The organism is Coriobacteriaceae bacterium (genome assembly GCA_025757745.1).
In the GTDB taxonomy this organism is placed as follows: Bacteria; Actinomycetota; Coriobacteriia; order Coriobacteriales; family Coriobacteriaceae; genus Collinsella.
Genome location: CP107217.1, coordinates 2193596 through 2215110, shown reverse-complemented (window position 1 = coordinate 2215110; position 21515 = coordinate 2193596). Strand labels below are relative to the sequence as shown.

Genomic DNA, 21515 nt, shown 5'->3' with positions numbered 1-21515 from the left:
GTCCCTTGTCGTGCGTCGCCCTCGCGTACAATCTGCTCCGACATTCGCGCGCCGCCCGGCGCTTAAGAGGGGAGGACCCCATGGCAAACGAGATCTGGACCATCAAGCGTTGTCTCGAGTGGACCAAGGAGTACCTGGCCGAGCGCGGCGAGGAACACCCCCGACTTTCTGCCGAGTGGCTGCTGTGCGCAGCCACGGGTCTGGCGCGCATTGACTTATATATGCGTATGGACGAGACGCTCGATGCGGCGCAGCTCGAGACCATGCACGCGGCGGTCGTCCGCCGCGCCAAGGGCGAGCCGCTGCAGTACATCACCGGCAGCACGCAGTTCCGCATGATCGACGTCGCGTGCGCCCCCGGCGTACTCATTCCGCGTCCCGAGACCGAGATGCTCGTCGAGGAAGTCCTCAATTATCTGGATGCCGAGGTGCTGAGCCCCGAGGCTGCCGCCCGTCAGCGCGTTGAGCTGCCCTGGAACGACGAGGTCGAGCAAGCGCGCAAAGTCGAAGCCGCATTGGCCGACGAGCGAGCGACGGCCGAGCGCCGTGCCGCTAACCTCACGGCTGCCGATGAGGCTGCGCTGGGTGGCGACGTACTGGGCAGCCGTGCCTATGCCGAGGAACTGGCCGACCGCGAGGCCGAGGAAGCCGCCACGCAGATAGCAGAAGCCGAAGCCGCGGAAGCCGCCGAGCCCGAGCTCGACGAATACGGCATCGCCATCGAAGGCGCCGACCACGAGGCGTCTCTGACGGAGGATGCCGCCGCGCCCGCTCCGGTCGAGCCCCGTATCGCCCGCGTTCTCGAGGTCGGCTGCGGCACGGGCTGCATCTCGCTTTCCCTTGCCTGGGAGCGCCGCGGCCATGTCACCTGCACCGCTACCGATATCGAACCGCGTGCCATTGACCTGGCCACCAAAAACCGCGACGCGCTCGGGCTTACGTCCGATGAGGTCGCCTTCAGCCTCACAAACCTGGTGAGCTCTATCCCCCGCGAGGAATGGGGCACCTTCGACGTGCTCGTCTCCAACCCGCCTTACATTCCGACTGACGTCATGCGCTCGCTGCCGCACGAGGTCAAGGACTTCGAGCCCGATTTAGCGCTCGAGGGCGGCGCCGACGGCCTCGATATCTTCCGCCGCCTGCTCAATGCGGCGCCCTATATGCTGCGCGCCGGCGGCCTGTTTGCCTGCGAGCTCTACGAGGGCGCCCTCGATGCCGCGGCCGAGCTCTGTCGCCAGGCGGGTCTCTCGGACGTGCGCATCGTCCGCGACCTCACCGATCGTCCCCGCATCGTCCGAGCCATCGTCACCGAGCCCAAACAGCGCCAGTAATATTTATTAACTGGTTAGCAAAAATTATAAATTAGTTTATAATTAGGACGGCTGAAAGAGGTCGGCCCATGCAACCTCCTACCTTTCGGGAAATCATTGCCCTACTCAAGCACGATGGATTCGTGGAGGTCGCGCAAGTCGGTAGTCATGCTAAGCATGTTTCTGGTGACCGTGTTGTCACCGCGAACGGCTCTGGTGGTGATCGACCAAAGAAGGGCACGTGGGCAAGTATTCGTCGCCAAGCTGGATGGTAGCTGGAGGCAAAATGAGGCAGCGATTTACCTATGACTGCGTTCTCATAAAAGAAGACGACGGTTACTGCGCTAGCTTCCCGCAGATTCCTGGCACCTTTGCCGATGGCGACACGCGCGAAGAAGCGATTGCCCATGCCACCGAGGCACTGATGGCGTTTTTGGCCGACGACCTCAACAACGGTTTGACTCCGGCAGGGTACGAACGCTCGGCCGAGGTCGTGGCCCTTTCAGTCGAAATCGACCACGATGACGCTCGGGAAGCGGCGTGCCGAACATTTAAAGACGCAGCGCTGGACCTCAAAGTCTCCGCTTCGCGGATTACCGCGCTGGTCAAAGCAGGAAAGCTCGATGTTGAACTCGTCGACGGCCGTCGGATGATAACGATAGACAGCATCGAGCGCTACGCCGCCCAAGAACGCCACGCCGGCAGGCCAAAGAAGTTCGTCGCAGTCCAATAACCCCCTCACTTTCACCGACTACTAGAGCCGCTCACCAAACCAACATGCGCTCTGGGCAAATAGGTTGAACGTTTCGTGCGAGAATGCCCCACAGTAAATAAACTTGCACCAGAGCGTAAGGGGCTGGCATACACATGCAGACGGTCTATCGGGTATTCGAGGGAACGCGTGAGCCGCATCGGCTCGCCGTCGAGCGTACGGCCGAGCTACTCGGTCGCGGTGGCCTGGCGCTTATTCCAACCGAGACGGTCTACGGTGTCGCCGTGGCAGTCAACGTCTTCTCGGATGCCGTTCCACAAGATACAAGTGAACCTCTGCCGTGGCCGCGCGATCCGCAGGTCACCGTCAACGGCGCCGCGGTCCCCGCACTCGGTACCGGCTATCGTCGTATCTTTACCCTCAAGCAGCGCGAGCTCACGCAAACGGTCGCCTGGCTGGTTGATGATGCCGAGGCACTCGATCGCTATGGCGTGGATATCCCTCATGAGGCCCGCGTGCTCGCCCGACGATGCTGGCCGGGTGCCCTGACTATCGTGGTCAAGGCGGCCCCCTGCGTGCCGACCTTTATGCGCGCCGCCGACGACACGGTGGCACTTCGCGCTTCGGCCTCGCCCGTGGTGCAAGCGCTCATCCGCGCCTGCGGCAGCCCTCTTGCCTGCACCAGCGCCAATACGCATGGCACGCCCGCGCCGGCAAGCTTTGCCGACGTTGAGGACCGTATTCTGGAGGGGGTTGATCTGGCCGTCGACGCGGGCGAGACCCCGTGCCGCGACGCTTCGACCATCGTGACGTTTAAGCATGGCGAGCTTCAGATCCTGCGCCAAGGCGCACTTCCCGCATCAGAGATCGAGCGGGTTCTGTCCGACCCGATGCAATAGAAAGGTGTAAGCGATGTCGTTGAATCTGGGCAGCCTGGGCATGGAAGATGCCTCGTTTAACTTTGGCGGTTCCTACATCATGGCGCTCGACTGCGGCACCACCTCGGTGCTCGCGACCATCGTCGACGAGTACGGCTGCATTGTCGCCCAGGCACGTCGTAGCGTCAAAACCAGCTTCCCGCGCCCCGGCTGGGTGGAGCAGGATCCCACGGAGGTGCTTGCCAGCCAGATCGGCGTGATGATGGAGGTCCAGTTTAAGAGCGGCATCCATTCCGATCGCATCGCCGCCATCGGTATCTCCAACCAGCGCGAGACCACGGTGGTGTGGGACCGCGTGAGTGGCCAGCCTATCTACAACGCCATCGTGTGGCAGTGTCGCCGCACCGCCTCGACAATCGATAAACTGGCCGAGCAGGGCCGCGAGGAGCTGGTGCGTTCCCGCACCGGCCTTACGCTCGACCCGTATTTCTCGGCCTCCAAGGTGCAGTGGATTCTCGACAACGTCGACGGCGCGCGCGAGAGCGCGGCAGCGGGCGACCTCATGTTTGGCACCATCGATACCTGGCTCATCTATAACCTCACCGGCGGCCAAACCTTCGCCACCGACTACACCAACGCCAGCCGCACGGCGCTCTTCAATATTCATACGCTGGACTGGGACGATGACCTGCTGGCTCTCTTCGACATCCCGCGTGCCATGATGCCCGAGGTCCGTTGGAGCGCCGGTGACTACGGCCGCGTAGCGAGCGACATCATGACCAACATGCCGCCCATCATGGGTGTGGCGGGCGACCAGCAGGCGTCGCTGTTCGGTCACTGCTGCTTCCATCCCGGCCAGACCAAAAACACCTATGGCACGGGCTGCTTTATGCTCATGAATACCGGCGACGAGATCGTCGAATCCAAGAATGGCCTGGTCTCCACCATCGGTATCGCTGCGGACGGCAAGGTCAGCTATGCGCTCGAGGGCTCTATTTTTGCCGCCGGCTCAACGATGAACTGGCTGCGCGACAACATGGGCGTTATCTCCAACGTATCCGAATCGGCACGGCTCGCCTCCTCGATCGGCGATAACGAGGGATGCTACTTTGTCCCCGCTTTTGCGGGCTTGGGTGCACCTTGGTGGGACGCGCACGCCCGCGGCATCGTATGCGGTCTGACTGGAGCTTCGACTCGAGCGACCATCGTGCGCGCCGCTTGCGAGTCCATGGCCTATCAGAGCTATGACGTGCTGCGTGCCATGGAGCAGGATGTGGGTCTTTCGATTGAGCGCCTGTCCGTCGATGGCGGTGCCTCGCGCAACGAGTTCATCATGCAGTTCCAGGCAGACTTGCTGGATATCCCTGTACTGCAATGCGAGACGGTGGAGACCACGGCAATCGGTGCCGCGTACTTGGCGGGTCTTGCGGTTGGGTATTGGGAGGATCTGGAGGAGCTGGAGCAAAACGCCCAGATCGTCAAGACGTTCCATCCCCATATGTCCGTTGAGCGTCGCGAGCGCAACCTGGACGGTTGGCACGATGCGGTCAGGCGTTCGCTCAGCACCACTCAGTAGGGTTGTGACGGAGCGTTCGATACAACAAACCGCTAAACTTATGCATGGCGGGCGGCGGCAACATCGCTGTGCGTCATGTCAGCAAGGTCGTTTTGCGGCCGCAACGAAAGGGGCAATCAACCCATGACCGTTACCTACGATGCGTCCCGCGTGACGCTTGTCGACCATCCGCTCGTCCAGCACAAGTTGTCGATCCTGCGCGATAAGTCGACCGGCACCAACCAGTTCCGCCAGCTCGTGCGCGAGCTCGCGCTTTTTGACGGCTACGAGGCCATGCGCGACCTGCCCATGGAGGATGTCGAAGTCGAGACTCCCATCACCACTGCCACGTTTAAGCAGCTTGCCGGCAAGAAGCTCGCCATCGTCCCCATTCTGCGCGCGGGCCTTGGCATGGTCGACGGCATCCTCGACCTGGTGCCCTCTGCCCGCGTGGGCCACATTGGCATGGAGCGCGACGAGGTCACCCACGAGCCGCATGAGTATTACTGCAAGATGCCCAGGGATATCGACCAACGTATCTGCCTGGTCGTCGATCCCATGCTCGCCACGGGCGGTTCTGCCGAGATGGCTATCGGCTATCTGCGCGAGCGCGGTGTCAAGGACATTCGCATGCTGTGCATCGTCGCGGCCCCCGAGGGCCTCAAGTCGCTGACCGAGAAAGACCCCGACGTGCATATCTATACCTGCGCCATTGACGACCACCTCAACGAGGCCGCCTACATCGTCCCCGGCCTGGGCGATGCCGGCGACCGCATCTACGGCACGCTGTAGTCTCTGGGCCAAACCGGCTAACGTCGAAAATACGAAGAAACGGTGCGCGCGGACAAATAAAAGGCGACCGCGCTCACCCCTGTTAACGGACGTTTCGCCCCGCAGGGTACGGAAAAACGCGTTACCGTACCTGCGGCATAAAGAAGGTCTTAAGAAAACGAACAGGTGCGTACTAACCGATGCTTTTTCGGTTGTACTTTAGCGATTGGCTCGTACAATAGTCACCAATGTTTGGCGGGAACTGTTCTGTGAAGCGTTAAAAAGGAAAGTGAGGACGCCAGTGTTTCAGGTAGCCGATCTGCTCGCTATCGTTGCAGGCGCCATCGCGGGCGCAATCGCCTTTCTTCCCTTTGTTTTTACGCTCAAGCCGGTTCTTGACGATAAGCAGAATGCGGACATGCTCAAGGGCATGGCGAGTCTGGCGGTCTCGGCGGTCGCCCTGCTCGTCTTTACCTTGGTTGTGTTTGCGTTGTTCGGAGAGGCATTTCGCATGTTCCTTCTGGGCGAGGCGATCGGCTTCGTGGCCTTTATGGCCGCCTGCACGGTTCGCGTCGCCAAGGCGCTGCGAGATCCTCATGAGGTCGAAAGGTAAGTCGTGGAAATTTTTGAAAAGCTGCCTGATGAGATTAATCATCTGGTCAGCGAGTTCAGCTCCACCCCCGTCGTGGGCGATCTAAGCTGCGGCATCACGCAGTACTCGTTTTGGCTGATCGTCTCCACGATCGTGCTCCTGATCGTCCTGGCCGTGTTCAAGAAGAAGCAGACCTTGGTTCCCAAGGGCTTCTTCGTCAACGGTTTCGAGTACATCATCGAGTACGTCGAGAACGATATCGGCAAGGGCGTCGTGGGTGAGAACTGGAAGAAGCACTTCCCGTTCCTGTGCTCGCTTTTCCTGTTCATCCTGATCAATAACATGATCGGCCTGATTCCGGGAATGAAGCCCGGCACCGGCGCAATCGGCTCCACCGCCGCGCTCGCCATCTTCGCCTTCGTGTACTTCATCTACTACGGATGCAAGGCTCACGGCGTGATCGGCTACATCAAGAGCCTCGCCCCGCAGGGCGTGAGCTTCCCGATGAACGTGCTTGTGTGGGTCGTCGAGCTTTTCTCGACCTTCCTGCGCCTCATCACGCTCGCCGTCCGTCTGTTCTGCAACATGTTCGCAGGACACGTGGTCATGGGCTCGTTCGCCATCATGGCGAGCATGTTCATGCAGCCGCTGCTTCAGCAGGTTTCCGCGGCCCACGCCGTCGGTGCCCTGCCTTCGCTGGCCTGGCTTGCCATCCTCATCCTGATCTATGCGATCGAGCTTGTGGTCGGCGCCATCCAGGCTTACGTCTTCACGGTCCTTACCGCCGTGTACGTCTCCGAGGCAGAGGAGGTCGCGGAGGAGGAGTAGTCTTCCGTTCGCGCCTTAAAGGTAAGGCAATTCGTTAAACCGCCGGTGCCCGTCCCCATGGAGCCCGGCAGTTATAAAAAGGTTATCCTGCGTGAAATAAGACACGCACGACAAAGGAGGAATCGTGGGAGTTATCGGTTACGGTCTCGGTGTTATCGGCGCTGGTCTTGCTATCGGCCTGTCTGCTCTGGGTGCTACGGGTGCTATGGCCCGTCAGCCTGAGGTCCAGGGCCGCGTGTTCACCGTCTTCATCATGGGCTCCGCCTTCGGCGAGGCTCTGGCTCTGATCGGCTTCGTTGTCGCGCTGATCGTTAAATAGCACGGAGCGTCAAGTATGAATCTTTCATCCCAGAAGAGCGCGATCGCACTCTCCGCGTCCGCGGCCGCGCTGCTCATGCCGGTTTCCGCGTTCGCCGAGGACGGCGCCGCCGGTGCGGACATCCTCATCCCTAAGATGGCGGAGTTCATCCCGGCGCTTATCGCCTTCCTGATCATCTGGATCGTGCTGGCCAAGGTCGCCCTGCCGGGCATCATGAAAACCATGGAGGAGCGCGGCAAGAAGATCGAGGAGAGCCTCGACGAGGCCGAGAAGACCAAGCAGGAGGCTATCGCCAAGCGTGCTGAGTCCGACTCGATCGTCACCGACGCCCGTCGTCAGGCTGCCGACATCGTTCTCGAGGCCCGTAAGGACGCCGAGTCCGAGCGCGCCCGTATCATCGAGGCTGCTCACAAGGAGGCCGAGGAGATCATCGCCAAGGCCCATACGACCGTCGAGGACGAGCGCAAGTCCATCTACGCCGGTGCCGCGAGCTCCATCGCCGACCTGTCCGTTGCCGTCGCCACCAAGATCGTGGGCGAGGCACTCGAGGACGAGGCCGGGCAGAAGAAGCTCATCGAGCGCTACATCCAGGAAGCAGGTAGCCTGAATGCCGACTAGCCGCTATCAGGACAAGGTGCTCGAGACCTACGCGCGCTCCCTTCTGGAAGCCGCCAAGGCCGAGAACCATGTGTTCGAGGACCTCGAGATGATCGAGCGCCTGGCTTCCGCCAGCCCCGAGATCATCGCCGTGCTCGACACCATGTCCAAGCGCGACCAGCTCGACCTTCTTCCCAAGGTGGCAGCTGCCTTTAAGTATGTTGCCGAGGAAGACGAGGATGTAGTGGGCGTGACCGTCACCACGGCGATCCCGCTCGACGACGAGCTGCGTCAAACCATCACTAAGAAATGCGAGCAGGACTTCGGCCGCAAGGTATTCCTTATCGAGCAGGTCGACCCGTCTATCGTGGGCGGCCTGGTGCTCGAGGCTCGCGGCGAGCGTCGTGACATTTCCGTCAAGACGCAGCTGCGCATCGCACAGGAGACCCTCGCAAACTCTGCTAATTCGTACGGAGGTGAAGCCTAATGTCCGAAACCCTCAATGCCCAGGATATCGCCAAGAAACTGCAGGAGCAGCTCACGAGCCTCTCCGCGACGGTCGATACGCATGAGGTTTCAACGGTCGACGAGGTAGGCGACGGCATCGCGCGCGTCACTGGCCTCAAGAGCGCCATGGCAGGCGAGCTTCTGGAGTTCAAGAGCTCCGATACCGGTGAGACCGTCTTCGGCCTTGCCCAGAACCTTGACCGTGACGAGGTCGGCGCCGTTCTGTTTGGTGCCGTCGACTCCATCAAGGAAGGCGACGAGTGCCGCACCACTGGCCGCATTATGGATATCCCCGTGAGCCGTGCCATGCTCGGCCGCGTCGTCAATCCGCTCGGCCAGCCCATCGACGGTTTGGGTGACATTGTCGCCACGCACCGCCGCCCTATCGAGTTCAAGGCCCCCGGCGTCATCGACCGTACCCCGGTGTGCGAGCCGGTTCAGACCGGTCTGCTCGCCATCGACTCCATGGTGCCTATCGGCCGCGGCCAGCGCGAGCTTATCATCGGCGACCGTAAGACCGGTAAGACCGCCATTGCCATCGACGCTATCCTCAATCAGCGCGGCAAGGGCATGGTCTGCATCTATGTCGCCATCGGCCAGAAGGCTTCCACGGTTGCCAACATCCGCGAGACCCTCGCTCAGCACGGTGCGCTCGACTACACCATTATCGTTTCGGCCACCGCTGCCGATTCCGCCCCTATGCAGTACATCGCGCCTATGGCCGGTGCCGCTATCGGCGAGTTCTTCATGTACAACGGCGAGGACGGCAAGCCCGCCAGCGAGACCAACCCCGGCGGCCACGTGCTCGTCATCTACGACGACCTGTCCAAGCAGGCTGTGGCCTACCGTCAGATGTCGCTGACGCTGCATCGTCCGCCCGGACGCGAGGCCTATCCTGGCGACATCTTCTACCTGCACTCTCGTCTGCTCGAGCGTGCCGTCAAGATGTCCAAGAAGAACGGTTACGGCTCCATGACGGCTCTGCCGATCATCGAGACCCAGGACGGCGACGTCTCGGCCTACATTCCGACCAACGTCATTTCCATTACCGATGGTCAGATCTACCTGCAGTCCGAGCTCTTCTTCCAGGGCCAGCGCCCGGCAGTCGACGTGGGTATCTCCGTGTCCCGCGTCGGTGGCGACGCACAGACCAAGGCCATGAAGCAGGTTGCCGGCAATCTTCGTCTTGACCTCGCTTCGTACCAGGAGCTCGCCGGCTTTACGCAGTTCGGCTCCGACCTCGACGAGGCCACGCAAAAGCAGCTTACCCACGGCGCTCGCATGACTGAGCTCCTTAAGCAGCCGCGCTACAAGCCGTTTGAGGTTGGCGAGCAGATTGCAGTTCTGTTTGCAGGCAACGAGGGCTTCCTGGACGACCTGGAGATCGCCGACGTGCTGCCTTTCCGCGCTGAGCTTATCGAGTACCTGGACAACGGCTTTGGCTCGCTGCTCGATAAGGTTCGCGCCAAGAAGATCGACGATGACACCAAGGCTGAGCTTCTGCGCGTTATCGGTGACTTCAAGCAGCAGTTCATGGCCAAGCACCATGCCGATACGACTGGATCAGAGGAGAACTAAGCCCTATGGCCAACCTTCGCGACATTAAGAAGCGAATCTCCTCGGTTACCACGACCAAGCAGATCACGCGCACGATGGAGATGGTCTCTACGGCCAAGATCCGTCGTGCCCTCGATCGCTCCAAGCAGGCCGAGCCCTATAAGGAGGCGCTGACCGACGTCATGTTGACGGTCGCCGGCGACGCCTCCTGCTCGGGCACCGATCCCATGCTACAGAAGCATGAGAGCGTCAAGCATGGCCTGATTGTCGTTATTGCCTCGGACCGCGGCCTTGCCGGCGGTTTCAATACGACGGTGGAGCGCACGGCCGAAAAGCTCGCCGCTTCTTGGGCGAACGATGGCATCGAGTGCGAGATCATTGCGTGTGGACGTAAGCCGGTCACGTATTTCCGCGACCGCGCAAACGTCGTCATGCACTTTGAGGGCAATTCCTCCGAGCCCGATTTTAATCAGGCTCGCATGATTTCCTCTCATATCTGCGATGCGTATCGTGCCGGCGAGCTTGACCGCGTCGAGCTTGTCTACCACCACGCCAAGAACCGCGTGGATCAGGAGCTTCGCGTCGAGCACTTGCTGCCGCTCGATCCCGAGATGATCGCTATGGCCCACGGTCCGCGTAAGAACGAGACCGACGCCCCTAAGCGCATCTCGTCCACGTTCGAGTTCGTGCCCTCTCCCGAGCATGTTCTCGGCAAGCTTGTACCGTCGTATATCCTGACGGTCATCTACCAGGCCCTGATCGATTCGGCGGCTGCCGAGCAGGGTGCACGCCGCAAGGCCATGCACTCCGCGACGGAAAACGCCACCGCGATCATCTCGACCCTTACCCGCACGTATAGTCGCGTGCGCCAGGCTTCGATCACGACCGAGATTAACGAGATCGTCGGCGGAGCCTCAGCATTGGAGGAACAGTAATGGCTAATAACACCGTAAAGCTTGCGGTCGAGGAAGCCACCAAGAAGACGACTGCCGGTGATGGTCGCATCGTGCGTATCATCGGCCCTGTCGTCGACGTCAAGTTTGACGGTGCGGTGCCCCCGATCTACAACGCGCTCACGGTCGAGGCCGAGACCCCGATCGGTCACCTGAGCACGATCCTCGAGGTTGAGAGCCAGCTTCCGGGCGGCGTCGTCCGCACGGTCGCCATGTCCTCGACCGACGGTCTGCAGCGTGGTCTCATTGCCACCGATACCGGTGAGCCCATGAAGATGCCCGTTGGCCCCAAGACACTCGGCCGCATTTGGAACGTCATGGGCAAGCCCGTCGACGGCAAGCCTATGCCCGAGGTGGAGGAGTTCTATCCCATCCACCATGCGGCACCTCGTTTTGACGAGCTCACCACCAAGACCGAGATCTTCGAGACCGGCATCAAGGCCGTCGACCTGCTTGAGCCCTACATCCGTGGCGGCAAGACAGGCCTGTTCGGCGGCGCCGGCGTCGGCAAGACCGTTCTGATTCAGGAGCTCATCAACAACCTCGCCCAGGAGCATGGCGGCACTTCGGTGTTCACCGGCGTCGGCGAGCGTACCCGTGAGGGTACCGACCTTTATCTCGAGATGAGCGAGTCTGGCGTTATCGACAAGACCTGCTTGGTCTACGGTCAGATGAACGAGCCGCCTGGAGCGCGTCTGCGCATCGGTCTGGCCGGCCTTACCACCGCTGAGTACTTCCGCGATCGTGGCCAGGACGTTCTGCTGTTCATTGATAACATTTTCCGCTTCTCCCAGGCCGGTTCCGAGGTTTCCGCACTTCTGGGCCGTATGCCGTCCGCCGTCGGTTACCAGCCCACGCTGGCTACCGAGATGGGCGACCTCCAGGAGCGCATTACCTCGACCAAGACGGGCTCCATTACCTCCGTCCAGGCCGTCTACGTCCCCGCAGACGACCTGACCGACCCGGCGCCTGCCACGACGTTCACCCACCTCGACGCTACCACGGTTCTTTCGCGTAGCATTTCGTCGCTCGGCCTGTTCCCGGCCATCGACCCGCTCGCGTCTTCTTCCGACGCCCTCGATCCCTCGATCGTCGGCGAGGAGCACTACCGTGTCGCCGTCAAGGTCCAGGAGCTCCTGCAGGAGTACTCCGACCTTCAGGACATCATCGCCATTCTGGGTATGGACGAGCTGTCCGAGGAGCAGCGCCTTACGGTCAACCGTGCCCGTAAGATCCAGCAGTTCCTCTCGCAGTCCTTCCACGTTGCCGAGAAGTTCACCGGCAACCCCGGCGTCTACGTCCGTGTCGAGGATACCGTCCGCTCCTTCGCCGAGATTGTCGACGGCAAGGCCGATGACCTGCCCGAGCAGGCTTTCCGCTATGCCTCCACGATTGAGGACGTGCGCGAGCGCGCCCGCAAGATGGGGGAGAAGTAGGTTATGCGTATCCGCATCGTGTGCCCCGTGAGCCTCGCCTATGAGGGTGACGCTGCGTTTGTGTCGATTCCGTCTACGGATGGCGAGTTTGGCGTTCTGCCTGCTCACTCCAGCGAAATCTGCACGATCGACCGCGGTTACGTTCGCGTTTCCGATAAGGCCATGGGCACTGTCGACCACACGTTTGCCGTGGCCGGCGGCTATGCCCAGGTTGCGGACGATGTCGTGACCGTTCTCGCCGAGCGCGCTTGCGATTTGGCGACCGTCGATGCCGACAAGGTTAAAGCTGATATTCAAGGTTTTGAAGAGAAGCTGGGTAATTTGTCGGAGGATGATGCACGCCGCGCCTACCTCTATAATGAAATCGCATGGTGTAAGCTCAAGCTTGCCCAATAGTCAAACGATTTAGCGTTCGACCATTTGCGAACACATCATGCCCGGGATGGCCCAGCCACCCCGGGCATGCTTTTTGAAAGGGTAGACCTTGGATATTATCCGCGTTGAGGGTGGCCACGCCATCGGAGGCTCCGTGCCCGTCTCGGGTGCCAAGAACTCCGCGCTCAAACTCATGGCGGCAACGCTTCTGGCGCCGGGCAAGACGACGCTGCAGAACGTGCCCGATATTTCCGATGTCCACGTGATGGGCAAGGTGCTCAAGGGTATGGGCGCTACGATCGATGTTCTCGACGAGCACACGCTCGAGATCGATACCTCCCAGGTCGATTCTTGGGAGGCTCCCTACGAGCTCGTCGCCAAGATGCGCGCCTCCACGGCTGTGATGGGTCCCCTGCTGGGTCGCTTCCATCGCGCCAAGATCGCCATGCCGGGCGGCTGCAACCTGGGTGCTCGCAAGATCGATATGCATATCCTGGGTCTCGAGGCTCTGGGCGTCGAGTTCGACACCGCCCACGGCTACATCAACGCCAGTGCTCCCCAGGGTCTGCACGGCACCACCGTCACGCTCGAATTCGCGAGCGTGGGCGCCACCGAGAACCTCATCATGGCTGCCGTGCGCGCACAGGGCACCACGGTTATCGACAACGCTGCCCGCGAGCCCGAGATCGTCGACCTTGCCAACATGCTCAACGAGATGGGTGCCAAGATCGTCGGCGCAGGCACGCCCGTCGTGACCATCGAGGGCGTGGAGGAGCTGCATCCCGTTACCCATTGCGTGGTGGGTGACCGCATCGAGGCCGGCACCTTTATCGTCGCCGGCGCCCTCATGGCCGATGAGCGCGGCGTCGATGTTACGGGCTTCTGCCCCATCCACCTGGGAATGGTGCTCAAAAAGATGGAACTTATGGGCATCGAGTGCGAGCGTATCGAGAGCGGCGTCCACGTCAATCGCGTCGAGCGCATCAGGCCGGTCGATATCCAGACGCTTCCGTTCCCGGGTTTCCCGACCGACATGCAGGCGCAGATCATGGTGCTTTCGGCCCTTGCCGACGGAAGCTCCGTAATTACCGAGAACATCTTCGAGAACCGCTTCATGTTCGCCTCCGAGCTCGTGCGTATGGGTGCCGATATTCGTATCGAGAGCCATCACGCCATGATTCACGGCGTCAAGGGCTTCTCGGGCGCACAGGTCACCTCACCCGACCTGCGTGGCGGCGCGGCGCTTGTGGTTGCCGGTCTTATCGCCGATGGCGTTACCGAGGTCTCGGCCATCCATCACATCAAACGTGGCTACGAGCAGTTTGTCGAAAAGCTGCAGGCGCTTGGCGCGCATGTCGAACATGCCACCGTTCCCGATCCCGTCATCTACTAATGCAGGTTGCCTATGTTTAACAAGAAACCCCTAGCGGATAACACCCGAAGACCCTCGACTGGTGCGCAGGCCAAGATCTACAGCCGTGACAATGTCGCACGCTATTCCGAGCGCGCCCGTCAGCGCCGTCGCGGCCGCACGGTTCGCCGCGTAGCTCTCATCGCCGTACTCGGCGTGCTGCTGAGCGCCACGACTGCTGCGGGTCTGTGGTTTGCCACTATCATGGGCAAGCTTGGCGACTCCAATGTCATTACCAACAACCTGCGCCAGATTCTGGTCGATACCGATGAGGCAAAAGATCCGTTCTACGTGTTGCTTCTTGGTACCGACGGTCGTCCGGGCGAGGATACGTATCGTGCCGACTCGATTATCCTGGCACGCATCGACCCCACGCAAAAGCAGGCGACGCTCATTTCCGTTCCGCGCGACACCAAGGTCGTGTACAAGGGCGAGACCATGAAGATCAACGCCTGCCACACCGTTGGCGGCGCCGAGGCCATGGTCCAGGCGGTCAACGAGCTGTGCGGCGTGCAGATTTCTCACTATGCCGAGGTCAGCTTTGACGGCATGCAGTCGCTTATTGATTCGGTTGGCGGTATCGACATCAACGCGACCGACGACGTCGACGATCCCGAGCACCTGGATATTAAGATTACCGCTGGTCAGCAGCATATGGACGGCGCTACTGCCCTTACCTATGCCCGCTGCCGCTACACCTATGCCGACGGCGATTACACGCGCATGCGCCATCAGCGTCAGGTGCTTGGCGCCCTTGCCAACCAGATTCTCAATAACTTCGATGCCACGAAGATCTTTGGCCTGGTTAATTCGCTGTCCGATATGCTCGTAACCGATATGAGCGTTCAGGATATCGTCTCCACGGTTAATGCCATGCGCGGCATGGATGTCGAGGGCATCTACTCGGCCAACCTGCCTTCGTATGCTGACGACAGCACTATGATCGACGGCGTGAGCTATGTCTTTGTCTACGAAGACGAGCTTAAGGAAATGATGGCCCGCGTCGACGCCGGTGAGGATCCCAAGGGCCCCAACACCATGGGCCTTTCAGACGGCTCCAGCTCCACGATCGGTGGCCTCAACAACAATACGTCCGAGGACTACGCATATGGCACCGCGACCTCGTCGGGTGGCTCGGACGATTCCGACGATTCGAGCGACGGCTCCGATTACTACGAAGAGCCCACCGGTGACGGCAACGGCTACGAAGCCAACTACTAGGGTTACGCGGGCTTACCAGCCCGCGTAACGGCTCGACGCTGCGCGCCGCCCAAGGCGACAATTTGTCATTCAAAAGGCAGGGCATGACCAGAAGGTCAATGCCCTGCCTTTTTCATGCCAACTTGTTCGCTCTGGACGTCGCTCGCTGACGTTGGCTCAACCTGCGATGCCGACTACTTTTCTTGCACCAAAAAACGCCCCGTTCTCGGTTGAGGACGGGGCGATTCGTCTCTTGGGCTCATGCAGCCAGGCTTATGCAAAGCGGGCGACGAGCTCCTGCAGGACGTCGGTCATCTTGACGAGCGAGCTGACCGGGACAAACTCGTTGACGCCGTGGTAACAGTAGCCGCCTGTCGAGAGGTTGGGGCAGGGCAGGCCGCGGAACGACAGCTGTGCGCCGTCGGTGCCGCCGCGAATCGGCAGTACTTGGGGCTCAACGCCGCAGGCAAGGTAGGCTTCCTTGGCAACATCAATAAGCTCGGGATAGTCACGAACGATCTCGGCCATATTTCGATACTGCTGCTTAATCTCGACCGTTACGCGCTCCTCGCCCAGTCGCTGGTTGAGCAGTGCGGCGGCGGCATTCATCAGCTCGAGTTTCTGCTGGAACTTGGCGGCATCGTGATCACGGACGATATAGCGCGCCGTGGCATGGTCGACCGTTGCCGAGACGCCCTCAAGGTGATAGAAGCCCTCGTAGCCCTCGGTGTATTCCGGGCGCTGCTCGTAGGGGAGCAGGGCGTTGAAGTCGCAGAACAGGTTGCCCGCGTTGACCATGCGCCCCTTGGCGTCGCCGGGGTGAATGGACTGGCCCTCAAAGCGAACGGTTGCCTCGGCGGCGTTGAAGCACTCCCACTCAAGCTCGCCAACCGGACCGCCGTCGACCGTGTAAGCGTACTTGCAGCCGAAGGCCTCGATATCCAACAGCTCGGCACCGTGACCGATTTCCTCGTCCGGGCAGAAGCAAATGCCGAGCGCGGGATGGGGCAGGGAGGGATCCTGCGCGATGCGTGCGACAAGCGCCATGATTTCGGCGACACCCGCCTTGTCGTCGGCGCCCAGCAGCGTAGTTCCGTCGGTGCAGACAAGGTCCTCACCCACCAGGTTGTTGAGGGCAGGAAGTTTGGCGGTGCTCATGGACACGGGCTTGCCGTCGACGATGCCGCAAACCAGATCGCCGCCATCGTAGTGCACGATGTGCGGCGCTACGCCGGCGCCCGGCGCGACCTCGGTGGTATCGAGGTGCGCGATCAGGCCCAGGGCGGGCTTATTCTCGGAACCGGCGCTAGCGGGAATGTGCGCGCAGACATAGGCGTTTTCGGTTACATGGGCATCGGTTGCACCCAGCTCGCGCAGTTCTTCGGCAAGCACGTTGGCAAGGTCGAACTGTACGGTGCTCGACGGCACCTGGTCGCAGTTGGCATCCTCGGACTGCGTGTTGATCTGGACATAGCGCAAAAAACGCTCGAGGACGTCGGGGTCCGTGGTGGTGTTTTCCATAAAGATCGCTCCAATCTTGGTCGTCGTGTGCAACAAGAACTCTAGCACGGTATGCCGCGGCATACCGCGACGCTTGGATGGGGTAGAATCAGCCATTGAGTGCAGAAGGGACGGATGTTCATGGATACGACAAATAGCTCGCGCGAGCTACACCTAACGGTGGCGAACGAAGACTACTTGGAGTGCATGGTTCGCATCGAAAGCGAAGATGGGGAGACCGGCGGCGTGCGGTCGGTCGATATCGCACAGCGCCTTGGCGTCTCGAAGGCATCGGTCAACAAGGCGGTTTCGGCTCTCAAGGCATCTGAACTTGTCGAACAGTCTCACTACGGCAAAGTTATCCTGACTGACCGTGGGCGCGAGGTCGGCTCGGCTATCTGGTATCGCCATCGTCTGGTCCGCACGTTTTTGGTTCAGGAGCTCGGTGTCGAATTTGAGCGAGCCGATTCCGAGGCCTGCATGATGGAGCATGCTCTATCCGAGGACACGATGAACCGCTGGCTCGCCTATCTCGAAAAGCAGGGAATCAGCGTCGAGGAATAGCGGGATATATATGGATACGAGTTATTACAACCGCTTTGGTGCCGAGGAACTTACGCGCCGCTTGTCGAGCGAGACCTTGTTGGCGCAGGGCCCCATGGGCAGTGTTCTGTTGAGTGAGTACGATGCCGCCGACATTCCACCGGCGTTTTGGAATCTGGCAGAGCCGCAGACCGTTTCTCGTATCCATCGCTTGTATGTCGCCGCCGGCGCGCAGGTGCTCATTACCAACACCTTTCAGGCATCAAGCTATGCCCTCAAGCACGACCAGATTGCGCCGTCCGTGGCGGAGGTCAATCGCGGGGCCGTCGACGATGCTCGCCAGGCGCACCCACAGCTGCTGCTGGGCTCGATGGGCCCGATTTGTATTGAGTGGTTTGCCGAGGACTCTGCCGAGTATCGTGAAATCCGAGGCATTGCGCGCGAACAAGCGCACGCCTTGCTCAATGCTGGTGTTGACGGTCTGCTGATCGAGACGGTGACGTCTATCCGTAATTTGCAGCCCATGCTTGCCGGCGCCCGAGATGCCGCCGACGGTATGCCTGTCCTGGTGAGTTTTGTCGTTGACGATAAAGGCGACCTGTTGGGCGATGGCCTCAACATCGAGGCAGCCGTTTTGTACGCCGAAAAACACGGCGCAAACTCGGTTGGTGTTAATTGCTGTTCGCTTGCGGCCGCGAACGCGGCGGTGTCCAGGATGGTTGCATCGGCGACTACTCCCGTCACGGTGCGTCCCAACGCGGGAAATCCGGTTCAGACACAGGATGGTCCCGTGTGGCATGAGGACCCCGAAGCCTTCGCTCGCGCATGCGTCGAGTGGAAGCGGGCGGGCGCCGCAATGGTAGGCAGCTGCTGCGGAACCACGGCGGTTACGACAGCCGCTATGGCAGATGCGCTCAATATATAGAACCCGAAAATGGGAGTATCGAATCACCGCCCCCGCTGGGGCGGTTTTTTTGTTGTCGGTGCGCACCTCGACGCTTTTGCCTAAACGGTGAACGAGCGTGCCGGCGGCTTGCCGGATGCCCGTTGCGGGTATACCTCATGCGTACCATGATCCAAACACTGCGAGGTGTCTGCGCGTGTGCGCGATAATTCACTTTGGAACTGACGGTTGGCGAGCTCGCGTCGACGGAGACTTTACTATCAACAACGTCGCTCGTGTCACTGATGCTATCGGCAGGCTATGGCAAAAGACGAATCCCGGTAAAACGGTATATGTAGGATTTGATACTCGGCCGCAAGCGCGCGAGTTCGCCGAGCTCGCGGCGGGCGTGATTGCCGCCCACGGGCTCGATGCCGTGCTCGTGTCTCGACCGGTGCCGACTCCCGCTCTAACGTGGGCGGCTGCGTATGACGGCGAGGCATGCGGCGCGCTTATGGTGACGGGCTCACATCATCCGCAGGGCTATCTATGCCTCAAGCTGCGGATGGGTGATGGCTCGACGGCCAACCAGGATGTCATCGAAGAGCTCGAGGAGACGATGGCCGCCGAGCCGCTGGGGCTTGAGGGGCAATACCGCACGGCAGATATAATTCCCGACTATATGCGAGCGGTGGCATCGTTTGTCGACGCGGATGCCATTCGCGCCGCGCATATGCGTGTGGTGGTTGACCCCATGGGCGGAGCTGCGCAGGGATATCTTGCCGACTTGCTTCGAGAGCTTGGCGTCGAAGTCCATGAGATTCACGCCGACGAGACGACCGATAGGGGAGATATCTGCCCCGACCCGGTCGAGCCGTGGGTGGATGCTTGTGAGCGCGCAGTTGTCGAAGACGGGGCGTGCGCCGGTCTGGTGACTGATGGCGACGCCGATCGTATCGGCGCGGTTGATGAGCGCGGCAGATATATACATCCACATCAGATCATGGCGCTCGTTTTGGGCGATTTGGTCCAGTATCGCAATCTGAAGGGACGCGTCGTCGTCAACCTTTCATGCTCCACGCTTGTGCGTCGCATTGCCGAGGCACTCGGCTGCCGCGTGGTCATCAAGCCCGTCGGTTTTAAATATATAGCCGCCGAGATGAAGAAGGGCGGCGTTCTCGTGGGCGGTGAAGAGGCCGGTGGTATCGGTATCGCCGCGCACATGCCCGAGCGCGACGGCATCCTTGCCTGCCTGATTTTGTGCGAGCTCATGGCCAAGACCGGCGCGCCCTTGGGCGTGCTTATCGATCAGCTCGAGGCGAGCTTTGGCAAGACGAGTTACGGACGTCGAGATTTGCGCCTTGAGGCCGAGGATGCCGAGACGTTGCGCACGCTGCTTCCCGGAGTGAATCCCAAGTCGATATGCGGCAAGGTACCGCAGAGCGTAAGTCATATGGATGGCTTGCGTCTGGCATTTGAAGATGACACCTGGCTGCTGATCCGTCCCAGCGGGACCGAACCGGTGGTGCGCGTGTACGCCGAGGGCTTTTCGGTGGAGGAGCGTGATGAGCTGCTGGATGCCGGCTGCGCTTTGGCCAGGGGTGCATATCGGCTGTAGCCAAGGGGCCTCTCTATATAAAGATGTGCTCGGCGAGCGGTAGCAAACGACTGGCAAACGTCAGTCAGAGGCATAGTTGTGTAGGAAATGTGTGCGCTCAGATTCCCGCCCCCGGGGCCCCTCCGGTCTGGCAATATATCTCCTTGCCGCGCGGCCCGGTCGAACCGGATGGACCGCACAGCGTGCACCTTGAGAACCGGATACTGCGAGGATGGACACTTACTTCAGTGTCGCATCCGGGCAGACATCGAACCATTTGAAATGGTCTAACTTGGATTTGTTTTTCGCAAGGCCGCCGAGAGGCGGCCCCGAGAAATTCCTTTTCCTATACTAAAACCATATGAATCGAACGGAACCGATCAGCGAATGACTGAGAGGACCGGACGGGCTCGAAGCCCAACATATTTGGACGGAGAGTTCGATCCTGGCTCAGGATGAACGCTGGCGGCGCGCCTAACACATGCAAGTCGAACGGCACCCCTCTCCGGAGGGAAGCGAGTGGCGAACGGCTGAGTAACACGTGGAGAACCTGCCCCCTCCCCCGGGATAGCCGCCCGAAAGGACGGGTAATACCGGATACCCCGGGGTGCCGCATGGCACCCCGGCTAAAGCCCCGACGGGAGGGGATGGCTCCGCGGCCCATCAGGTAGACGGCGGGGTGACGGCCCACCGTGCCGACAACGGGTAGCCGGGTTGAGAGACCGACCGGCCAGATTGGGACTGAGACACGGCCCAGACTCCTACGGGAGGCAGCAGTGGGGAATCTTGCGCAATGGGGGGAACCCTGACGCAGCGACGCCGCGTGCGGGACGGAGGCCTTCGGGTCGTAAACCGCTTTCAGCAGGGAAGAGTCAAGACTGTACCTGCAGAAGAAGCCCCGGCTAACTACGTGCCAGCAGCCGCGGTAATACGTAGGGGGCGAGCGTTATCCGGATTCATTGGGCGTAAAGCGCGCGTAGGCGGCCCGGCAGGCCGGGGGTCGAAGCGGGGGGCTCAACCCCCCGAAGCCCCCGGAACCTCCGCGGCTTGGGTCCGGTAGGGGAGGGTGGAACACCCGGTGTAGCGGTGGAATGCGCAGATATCGGGTGGAACACCGGTGGCGAAGGCGGCCCTCTGGGCCGAGACCGACGCTGAGGCGCGAAAGCTGGGGGAGCGAACAGGATTAGATACCCTGGTAGTCCCAGCCGTAAACGATGGACGCTAGGTGTGGGGGGACGATCCCCCCGTGCCGCAGCCAACGCATTAAGCGTCCCGCCTGGGGAGTACGGCCGCAAGGCTAAAACTCAAAGGAATTGACGGGGGCCCGCACAAGCAGCGGAGCATGTGGCTTAATTCGAAGCAACGCGAAGAACCTTACCAGGGCTTGACATATGGGTGAAGCGGGGGAGACCCCGTGGCCGAGAGGAGCCCATACAGGTGGTGCATGGCTGTCGTCAGCTCGTGTCGTGAGATGTTGGGTTAAGTCCCGCAACGAGCGCAACCCCCGCCGCGTGTTGCCATCGGGTGATGCCGGGAACCCACGCGGGACCGCCGCCGTCAAGGCGGAGGAGGGCGGGGACGACGTCAAGTCATCATGCCCCTTATGCCCTGGGCTGCACACGTGCTACAATGGCCGGTACAGAGGGATGCCACCCCGCGAGGGGGAGCGGATCCCGGAAAGCCGGCCCCAGTTCGGATTGGGGGCTGCAACCCGCCCCCATGAAGTCGGAGTTGCTAGTAATCGCGGATCAGCATGCCGCGGTGAATGCGTTCCCGGGCCTTGTACACACCGCCCGTCACACCACCCGAGTCGTCTGCACCCGAAGTCGCCGGCCCAACCGCAAGGGGGGAGGCGCCGAAGGTGTGGAGGGTGAGGGGGGTGAAGTCGTAACAAGGTAGCCGTACCGGAAGGTGCGGCTGGATCACCTCCTTTCTAGGGAGATAAATCTTCTAGAGAGATCAACTTAACTCGAATAGAGGGCAGGAGCCCG

At 61.0% G+C, this 21515-nt stretch carries 20 protein-coding genes and 1 rRNA gene; 20 read left to right on the top strand and 1 reads right to left on the bottom strand.

The features are described 5' to 3' along the window. Window positions 1–80 precede the first annotated feature (80 nt). The 16 genes from OGM60_09695 to OGM60_09620 all read left to right on the top strand — a co-directional run bounded on the left by OGM60_09695 (window position 81) and on the right by OGM60_09620 (window position 15022). Window positions 81–1331 carry a peptide chain release factor N(5)-glutamine methyltransferase gene (locus OGM60_09695; GenBank protein ID UYI99140.1) on the top strand — a complete coding sequence of 417 codons (1251 nt, stop codon included), beginning with the start codon at window positions 81–83 and terminating at the stop codon, window positions 1329–1331. Window positions 1332–1551: 220 nt separating this feature from the next. Beyond that, a complete protein-coding gene (locus tag OGM60_09690) occupies window positions 1552–2043 on the top strand; it encodes a type II toxin-antitoxin system HicB family antitoxin (protein ID UYI99139.1) in 492 nt (163 codons plus the stop codon). Window positions 2044–2177: 134 nt separating this feature from the next. Beyond that, window positions 2178–2921 (top strand): L-threonylcarbamoyladenylate synthase, encoded by a 744-nt coding sequence (locus OGM60_09685; GenBank protein ID UYI99138.1) that lies wholly within the window; start codon window positions 2178–2180, stop codon window positions 2919–2921. A 13-nt stretch (window positions 2922–2934) separates the two neighbouring features. Further along, window positions 2935–4476, top strand: a complete 1542-nt coding sequence (glpK, locus tag OGM60_09680) for a glycerol kinase GlpK (protein ID UYI99137.1) — start codon at window positions 2935–2937, stop codon at window positions 4474–4476. A 123-nt stretch (window positions 4477–4599) separates the two neighbouring features. Then, on the top strand, window positions 4600–5247 hold the full coding sequence (upp, locus tag OGM60_09675) for a uracil phosphoribosyltransferase (GenBank protein UYI99136.1): 648 nt from the start codon (window positions 4600–4602) through the stop codon (window positions 5245–5247). A 280-nt stretch (window positions 5248–5527) separates the two neighbouring features. Continuing rightward, entirely contained in the window at window positions 5528–5839 is a 312-nt protein-coding gene (locus OGM60_09670; protein ID UYI99135.1) for a hypothetical protein, read from the top strand. Between the two features lie 3 nt (window positions 5840–5842). Then, entirely contained in the window at window positions 5843–6646 is an 804-nt protein-coding gene (gene atpB, locus OGM60_09665; GenBank protein UYI99134.1) for a F0F1 ATP synthase subunit A, read from the top strand. Between the two features lie 124 nt (window positions 6647–6770). Then, entirely contained in the window at window positions 6771–6965 is a 195-nt protein-coding gene (locus OGM60_09660) for an ATPase (GenBank protein UYI99133.1), read from the top strand. Between the two features lie 15 nt (window positions 6966–6980). Further along, window positions 6981–7583 (top strand): F0F1 ATP synthase subunit B, encoded by a 603-nt coding sequence (atpF, locus tag OGM60_09655; protein ID UYI99132.1) that lies wholly within the window; start codon window positions 6981–6983, stop codon window positions 7581–7583. Further along, window positions 7573–8049 carry a F0F1 ATP synthase subunit delta gene (locus OGM60_09650; GenBank protein ID UYI99131.1) on the top strand — a complete coding sequence of 159 codons (477 nt, stop codon included), beginning with the start codon at window positions 7573–7575 and terminating at the stop codon, window positions 8047–8049. Before atpF ends, OGM60_09650 begins: the two co-directional genes overlap by 11 nt. After that, window positions 8049–9647, top strand: a complete 1599-nt coding sequence (gene atpA / locus OGM60_09645) for a F0F1 ATP synthase subunit alpha (GenBank protein ID UYI99130.1) — start codon at window positions 8049–8051, stop codon at window positions 9645–9647. The genes OGM60_09650 and atpA overlap by 1 nt, the downstream gene beginning before the upstream one ends. Before the next feature lie 5 nt (window positions 9648–9652). Beyond that, complete coding sequence (gene atpG / locus OGM60_09640; GenBank protein UYI99129.1) at window positions 9653–10561, top strand: ATP synthase F1 subunit gamma; 909 nt, start codon at window positions 9653–9655, stop codon at window positions 10559–10561. After that, complete coding sequence (gene atpD / locus OGM60_09635) at window positions 10561–12015, top strand: F0F1 ATP synthase subunit beta (GenBank protein UYI99128.1); 1455 nt, start codon at window positions 10561–10563, stop codon at window positions 12013–12015. The genes atpG and atpD overlap by 1 nt, the downstream gene beginning before the upstream one ends. Before the next feature lie 3 nt (window positions 12016–12018). After that, window positions 12019–12411 (top strand): ATP synthase F1 subunit epsilon, encoded by a 393-nt coding sequence (atpC, locus tag OGM60_09630; protein ID UYI99127.1) that lies wholly within the window; start codon window positions 12019–12021, stop codon window positions 12409–12411. Window positions 12412–12499: 88 nt separating this feature from the next. Then, window positions 12500–13783 carry a UDP-N-acetylglucosamine 1-carboxyvinyltransferase gene (murA, locus tag OGM60_09625; protein UYI99126.1) on the top strand — a complete coding sequence of 428 codons (1284 nt, stop codon included), beginning with the start codon at window positions 12500–12502 and terminating at the stop codon, window positions 13781–13783. Window positions 13784–13795: 12 nt separating this feature from the next. After that, window positions 13796–15022: an LCP family protein gene (locus OGM60_09620; GenBank protein UYI99125.1), complete on the top strand. Its 1227-nt coding sequence runs from the start codon at window positions 13796–13798 to the stop codon at window positions 15020–15022. 252 nt (window positions 15023–15274) lie between these two features. Here the strand turns inward: OGM60_09620 and pepT are convergent, their stop codons facing one another. Next, the gene (pepT, locus tag OGM60_09615) at window positions 15275–16522 is read right to left on the bottom strand and encodes a peptidase T (GenBank protein UYI99124.1); all 1248 of its coding nucleotides are present in this window, start codon (window positions 16520–16522) and stop codon (window positions 15275–15277) included. 120 nt (window positions 16523–16642) lie between these two features. On the opposite strand from pepT, the gene OGM60_09610 reads away from it, so the two are divergent. The 4 genes from OGM60_09610 to OGM60_09595 all read left to right on the top strand — a co-directional run bounded on the left by OGM60_09610 (window position 16643) and on the right by OGM60_09595 (window position 21457). Further along, window positions 16643–17065, top strand: coding sequence for a metal-dependent transcriptional regulator (locus tag OGM60_09610; GenBank protein ID UYI99123.1), 423 nt, complete (start codon window positions 16643–16645; stop codon window positions 17063–17065). 10 nt (window positions 17066–17075) lie between these two features. After that, window positions 17076–17969 carry a homocysteine S-methyltransferase family protein gene (locus OGM60_09605; GenBank protein UYI99122.1) on the top strand — a complete coding sequence of 298 codons (894 nt, stop codon included), beginning with the start codon at window positions 17076–17078 and terminating at the stop codon, window positions 17967–17969. Window positions 17970–18144: 175 nt separating this feature from the next. Further along, on the top strand, window positions 18145–19545 hold the full coding sequence (locus OGM60_09600) for a phosphoglucomutase/phosphomannomutase family protein (GenBank protein UYI99121.1): 1401 nt from the start codon (window positions 18145–18147) through the stop codon (window positions 19543–19545). 406 nt (window positions 19546–19951) lie between these two features. Beyond that, window positions 19952–21457: ribosomal RNA gene (locus tag OGM60_09595) — 16S ribosomal RNA — on the top strand. Window positions 21458–21515: the final 58 nt, after the last annotated feature.

Bases quoted from the DNA above. Each gene is read 5' to 3' on its own strand.
- OGM60_09695 (UYI99140.1), top strand. From the start codon at position 81: ATGGCAAACGAGATCTGGACCATCAAGCGTTGTCTCGAGTGGACCAAG.
- OGM60_09685 (UYI99138.1), top strand. From the start codon at position 2,178: ATGCAGACGGTCTATCGGGTATTCGAGGGAACGCGTGAGCCGCATCGG.
- glpK (UYI99137.1), top strand. From the start codon at position 2,935: ATGTCGTTGAATCTGGGCAGCCTGGGCATGGAAGATGCCTCGTTTAAC.
- upp (UYI99136.1), top strand. From the start codon at position 4,600: ATGACCGTTACCTACGATGCGTCCCGCGTGACGCTTGTCGACCATCCG.
- atpF (UYI99132.1), top strand. From the start codon at position 6,981: ATGAATCTTTCATCCCAGAAGAGCGCGATCGCACTCTCCGCGTCCGCG.
- OGM60_09650 (UYI99131.1), top strand. From the start codon at position 7,573: ATGCCGACTAGCCGCTATCAGGACAAGGTGCTCGAGACCTACGCGCGC.
- atpA (UYI99130.1), top strand. From the start codon at position 8,049: ATGTCCGAAACCCTCAATGCCCAGGATATCGCCAAGAAACTGCAGGAG.
- atpG (UYI99129.1), top strand. From the start codon at position 9,653: ATGGCCAACCTTCGCGACATTAAGAAGCGAATCTCCTCGGTTACCACG.
- atpD (UYI99128.1), top strand. From the start codon at position 10,561: ATGGCTAATAACACCGTAAAGCTTGCGGTCGAGGAAGCCACCAAGAAG.
- atpC (UYI99127.1), top strand. From the start codon at position 12,019: ATGCGTATCCGCATCGTGTGCCCCGTGAGCCTCGCCTATGAGGGTGAC.
- OGM60_09620 (UYI99125.1), top strand. From the start codon at position 13,796: ATGTTTAACAAGAAACCCCTAGCGGATAACACCCGAAGACCCTCGACT.
- pepT (UYI99124.1), bottom strand. From the start codon at position 16,522: ATGGAAAACACCACCACGGACCCCGACGTCCTCGAGCGTTTTTTGCGC.
- OGM60_09610 (UYI99123.1), top strand. From the start codon at position 16,643: ATGGATACGACAAATAGCTCGCGCGAGCTACACCTAACGGTGGCGAAC.
- OGM60_09605 (UYI99122.1), top strand. From the start codon at position 17,076: ATGGATACGAGTTATTACAACCGCTTTGGTGCCGAGGAACTTACGCGC.